Below are 5859 nucleotides of genomic sequence, written 5' to 3' on the forward strand. Positions count from 1 at the left end.
TTTGCGGCCCTGGAATTGACACCGCCGACCTCATCAGACCTCGCCAAGCCTGTTTTGTAGTCTGCGGTTTGACCTCGGTTTCTAATCGAATCAATCACTTACGTGCAGGAAGTGTCGAACTTGTGAGACCAACTCGCTGCCCGCTTTGATTCTTTAGGGTGATGCTGAGATGTCGGTTCACCCGACACCTACTCAACCGAGCCGTCGCCGGACGCTGCTAACACAACACTTGACCTCTGCCGAGTGTTTAACCCAGTTGCCGAAGTGTAGGTTTGAAGCGACCTCAAACACTGTCCCGTTTCTGGACGCTGGGCAAGCATCTCGATCAACTTAGCCCCCTTGAGTTCGAGCGCAAATGTCAAACTGCGCTATGAAATGTGTCTAGGAAATTGGAGTAATGCCACACATTGGTGCTCGGCTCATTCGCTGGTCACATTCGGTATAGGAGCCCGAACGTCAGGTAGTGAAGGCGAGCAAAATTGTAGCCACTGCTCGAATCGACACCGCCGTCAAGGATACGCAGTCCTGCGAACAACGAGACACGCTCATCAAAATCACGAACGTAACGTGCCGAGAGATCGAATGCGCGACCTGGTCCGCCAGCCAATCCATCGCCCTCGAAAGTGAGGCGGGAACGAGTATCGAGCCTTCGCTCGCCATAAAGATGCAGAAGCGGCACGAAGCCGATATTGCTCTTGGTCGCGGTTACGACACCCTGTCGCAGCATGATCTCAGCGACGCGGATTTTTCCAGTGACACCCGCCTTCCAGATCCAGTCGGGATTTTCATGAAACGTATAACGCCAAGTGGCTCGATAGGAGTCAAAGCGGTATTTAGCTTCTACATCACCAACCGCAAAGTTCTGCCCCTGGAATTTGACTGGCTTGTCCAGTCTGCCTGTTTCATTTATCCCTAATGGCGCTGCAAGTAGGCGCAATTCATGAAGGGGCGCCAGCTTGGTGATGAACTGTATTCGCGGCGCGAGAAAGGGTCCGGGTCCGGTGACGGCATCCAGCGCAAAACGCGTTCCATTGCTGTTATTGGGAATCTGGACATCGTTGCTATCCTGCCAGGCGGCGCTAACCTCAATATCAAGAACAGAGCCAGCCAGTGTCTGGGCTGATGCTTCCCCGGCAAGAACAAGTACGGCAACGGCGGAGACCATGCAAGTTTTAAGCTGAATTAATTCTATTTTCATATTCTTCATTTTGCTGCATTGATACATCATGAACCAACCAAGACTTTGATGACCCTGGTTAGTTTATGTACAAGAGGTTATTTGCCTGTGTGATCGTAGTTCTTTCAAAGGACTTTTAGAAAACTGCCTGCTGTTGAAGTGTCGTGTAAAACGGCAATAAATCACCCACCTATTAAATTGTCAAGTTTAATGATATTATAGTTTTTAATAATTTCTTACGGGTGTTCTCAGCGGATGCGGATAGGAAATCCAACCGCATGAGGGCGATTATGGCCCAGGTTTTGGGCATCACAGGCCTTCAGGCTGGGCCTGCCTGAGCGCTTGCTCTGGGTCGGTTGCCAGAGATTTTCCGGTATGAACCGTTTTGGGCGGTGCCACGCGCAGCCCTGCCCCGCAGCGTTGGCAGTGCTGACAAAACCGCTGTTGCCACCATTACCAGCCACCATGACCAACTGATGCGCAGATCGACCTCAAAGTCCGGCGCCACTTGGGCCGCCTCGTCCCAATCTGGCTCAACCTCGACACCATCGCCCATCTGCGCATCGCACCCGTCCCACAGCGGTGGCCCACTTGCCGGGGTGATGCGCGGTGGCTCTGCATCCACCCCGATGTGGTTCAGTATTTGGCGGATGTCTGCACCGTGTGTGATGAAGGCGATGATGCGCATTTGCCCGCCGCAAATGGGGCACAACAAAGGAAACACCTCGTAGATGCGAGCGATGAGCACCGCCCACAGGTCATGCGCTGGGCGCTTAGGCTGCACCGACTGAGCAGGCCCGGTCTGGATTGGGGGCGGATTGCCTGCCCCGCGTGCGCCCTCGCCCGCATCCGTGCTGGTTGGCTCGGCCTGCACCTGCACCGTTGGCAGCGATGTGCTCTGCGTCATCGCCGTGACAGCAGCCCTGTGCGGCGAATGGGGTGCCAGCACGCCGAAGTAGCGGTGGCGGTGGCGGTGGCGGTGGGTGCTCGGTGGCGGTGGCGGCACCAGCACGGCAAGGCGGGCTATGAGTTCGAGCGGCGTAAGGTGCAGCTCGTCGGCCTGTGCCCCGTGTGCTTTGCACCTGGCTTTGCTCTGCGTTGGTCTCGCCGGTTGCTGCCAGGCTCGCTGTGCTGTTTGGCGCAGCGGTAGACCAGCATGAAAAAAGCCAGAACAGTTTGCTGTCCTGGCTTTTTCGATCACAGCACGATGCGTTTTACTTCTTCGCCGGTGGCAAGTCCGTGCAACTGCCATGCGCCACCTCGGCCGCCATGCCTATGCTCTCGCCCAGCGTGGGATGCGGGTGTATGGTTTTGCCGATGTCCACCGCGTCGGCACCCATTTCGATGGCCAAAGCGACTTCGCCAATCAGGTCGCCCGCGTTGGGGCCGACGATGCCGCCGCCCAGGATCTTGCCGTGGCCGTGGGCTTCATCCGAGTCGTCAAACAAGAGCTTGGTAAAGCCCTCGGTGCGGCCATTGGCGGTGGCGCGGCCCGAGGCGGCCCAGGGGAACAAGCCTTTTTTGACCTTGATGCCTTGGGCCTTGGCCTGATCTTCAGTCAAACCCACCCAAGCGATCTCGGGGTCGGTGTAGGCCACGCTGGGGATGACGCGGGCGTTGAAGGCGTTGGCCGCCAGTTCTTTGTTGCCTTGCAGTTCACCGGCAATCACTTCTGCCGCCACGTGGGCTTCGTGCACCGCCTTGTGCGCCAGCATGGGCTGGCCCACGATGTCGCCAATGGCAAAGATGTGGGGCACGTTGGTGCGCATCTGGATGTCGACGTTGATGAAGCCCCGGTCCGTCACGGCGACACCGGCTTGGTCTGCGGCGATTTTTTTGCCGTTGGGCGTGCGGCCCACGGCCTGCAAGACCAGGTCGTAAGTGCCTTCGCTTTGGGTGCCGTCCAGCCCTTCAAACTGCACCTTGATGCCCTCAGGTGTGGCTTGCGCGCCCACGGTTTTGGTTTTGAGCATGATCTTGTCAAAACGCTTGGCGTTCATCTTTTCCCAGACCTTGACCAGGTCGCGGTCGGCGCCTTGCATGAGGCCGTCCATCATCTCGACCACCTCAAGGCGTGCACCCAGGGAGCTGTAGACCGTGCCCATTTCCAGGCCGATGATGCCGCCGCCCACGATGAGCATTTTTTGGGGCACGCTGGCCAGGGCCAGTGCGCCGGTGGAGTCCACCACACGCGGGTCTTGGGGCATGAAGGGCAGGCGCACGGCTTGGCTGCCGGCGGCGATGATGGCGGTTTTAAAAGCCACCACTTTCTTGGCGCCGGTTTTTTCCTGGGCACTGCCGGTGGTTTCTTCCACTTGCAGATGGTGGCTGCCCACAAAGCTGCCGTGGCCGCGCAGCACGGTGACCTTGCGCATTTTGGCCATGCTGCCCACGCCGCCCACCAGCTTGCCCACCACTTTGTCTTTGTGCTCGCGCAGTTTGTCGATGTCGAGCTGCGGCGCGCCAAAGCTCACGCCCAAGTCGGCCATGTGGCTGACCTCGTCCATCACCGCTGCCACATGCAGCAAGGCCTTGGAGGGGATGCAGCCCACGTTCAGGCAGACGCCGCCCAGGTCGGCATAACGCTCGACCATCACGACTTTGAGGCCCAGGTCGGCCGCGCGGAAGGCGGCCGAATAGCCGCCGGGGCCTGAGCCCAGCACCAGCACGTCGCAGTCGAGGTCGGCTGCGCCGCTGAAGCTTGTGGCCACGGGGGCAGGGCCGTCATCGCGAGGGACGAAGCGATCCATGGATTGCCGCGCTTCGCTCGCAATGACGGGGGAAAGGTTCGCCATGACGGGAGAAGGGGTGGTCATGGCGGGAGAGGAGCTGGCCATGACCGGTGCGGCCGCAGCGCCCTCGCCTTCGAGCACCAAGACCACCGAGCCTTGTTTGACCTTGTCGCCCAACTGCACGCGCAGCTCTTTAACCACACCCGCATGGGAGGATGGGATTTCCATTGAGGCCTTGTCGGACTCCACCGTGATGAGCGACTGTTCGGCCTTGATGGTGTCACCGGGTTTGACCAGCAACTCGATCACCGCCACTTCGTCGAAGTCGCCGATGTCTGGAACTTGAATATTGATGAGTGCCATGTTCTTCTCAAGAGGTTGGGGGCCGAGCCAAGCCGCACACGGGTGCGCTTGGTTCCGCCGTAACAAAAGACTTTACGAGTCTTGACAAATTGGCTGTGCCTAGGTGCGCCCCCAAGGATCAGAGCAACACCCGACGGAAGTCGCTGAGAATTTGACCGAGGAAGGCATTGAAGCGTGCCGCTGCCGCGCCGTCGATGACGCGGTGGTCCCATGTCAAAGACAAAGGCAGCATCAGGCGGGGCACAAACTGCTTGCCGTCCCAGACCGGTTCCATGCTGCTTTTGCACACACCCAAAATCGCCACCTCAGGCGCGTTGATGATGGGCGTGAAGTACTTGCCGCCAATGCCACCCAGGCTGGAGATGGTGAAGGTCGCGCCCGACATGTCGGCCGGGCCCAATTTGCCTTCTCGGGCTTTCTTGGCCAGCTCGCCCATTTCTTGGCTGATTTGCAGCACGCCTTTTTGGTCGCAGTCGCGAATCACCGGCACCATCAAGCCATTGGGCGTGTCGGCTGCAAAAGCGATGTGCCAGTAGTTTTTGTAGACCACCGCATCACCATCGAGCGAGCTGTTGAACTCAGGGTATTTCTTGAGCGCGGCCACGCAGGCCTTGATCAAGAAGGCCAGCATGGTGACCTTCACACCGCTCTTCTCATTTTCCTTGTTGGTCGAGACACGGAAGGCTTCGAGGTCGGTGATGTCGGCATCGTCGTGGTTGGTGACGGCCGGAATCATGATGGCGTTGCGCAACAAATTCGCGCCGCTGATCTTTTTGATGCGGCCCATTTCTTTGCGCTCAATCGGCCCGAACTTGGCAAAGTCGACCTTGGGCCAGGGGATCAAGCCCAACTCGGAGCCACCACCACCCGCAGCCGCAGGGGCTTTGGCGGCTTGCGCCTTGGTTTGGGCAGCGCCCAACATGACGGCTTTGGTGAAGGCTTGCACGTCGGCTTCGGTGATGCGGCCCTTGAGGCCAGAGCCTTTGACTTCTTCCAAAGGCACACCGAGTTCTCGGGCGAACTTGCGCACCGAGGGCGAGGCGTGGGGCAAGCCCCCGGGGGCGTTCAGCATTGGGCGTTCTGTGTTGAGCGCAGATAGGGCCTGTGCAGCGCTGGCAGGCGTTGTAGTCGAAGCAGGGACAGAAGCTGCAGGAATTGCAGCGGGCATCGCCCCACGCTCAACACTCAACGCCGAACCCTGAACCGTCAAGATGGCCAGCAGGTCACCGATGTTGACCGTGTCGCCCACTTTGACTTTGAGCTCTTTGAGCACGCCAGCATGTGAGGACGGGATTTCCATCGAGGCCTTGTCGGACTCGACGGTGATCAGCGACTGCTCGACCTTGATGGTGTCGCCGGGCTTGACCATGACTTCGATGACGGCCACGTCTTTGAAGTCACCGATGTCAGGCACATGCACCTCGACTGGGCCAGCTGCGAGAGCCATTGGTGGTGCTGCGATTGAAGCGGTGGATGGCTGCGCTTGTGTCACTGCGAGCCCGCTTGCGGGCGCGGCAGTCGCCGTGACGGAAGTCGGATTGGTGGTTGCTTGGTCATCGCGAGGAACGAAGCGATCCATGGATGGCT

At 59.1% G+C, this 5859-nt stretch carries 3 protein-coding genes and 1 pseudogene; all 4 read right to left on the reverse strand.

The window, feature by feature from the left end:
* Positions 1-430 precede the first annotated feature (430 nt).
* Positions 431-1207, reverse strand: coding sequence for a hypothetical protein (locus ACIQ39_RS18230; RefSeq protein WP_396436006.1), 777 nt, complete (start codon positions 1205-1207; stop codon positions 431-433).
* Between the two features lie 439 nt (positions 1208-1646).
* Positions 1647-2332: pseudogene (locus ACIQ39_RS18235) on the reverse strand (transposase); the annotation flags it as partial.
* 59 nt (positions 2333-2391) lie between these two features.
* Positions 2392-4272 carry a dihydrolipoyl dehydrogenase gene (gene lpdA, locus ACIQ39_RS18240; RefSeq protein WP_396436007.1) on the reverse strand — a complete coding sequence of 627 codons (1881 nt, stop codon included), beginning with the start codon at positions 4270-4272 and terminating at the stop codon, positions 2392-2394.
* Positions 4273-4390: 118 nt separating this feature from the next.
* On the reverse strand, positions 4391-5859 hold a 1469-nt coding region (aceF, locus tag ACIQ39_RS18245), incomplete at its 5' end, for a dihydrolipoyllysine-residue acetyltransferase (protein WP_396436008.1).

Source organism: Limnohabitans sp., assembly GCF_044361645.1.
In the GTDB taxonomy this organism is placed as follows: Bacteria; Pseudomonadota; Gammaproteobacteria; order Burkholderiales; family Burkholderiaceae_C; genus Limnohabitans_A.

Coding starts and splice junctions, on each gene's coding strand:
- ACIQ39_RS18230 (WP_396436006.1), bottom strand. CDS start 1,207: ATGAAGAATATGAAAATAGAATTAATTCAGCTTAAAACTTGCATGGTC.
- lpdA (WP_396436007.1), bottom strand. CDS start 4,272: ATGGCACTCATCAATATTCAAGTTCCAGACATCGGCGACTTCGACGAA.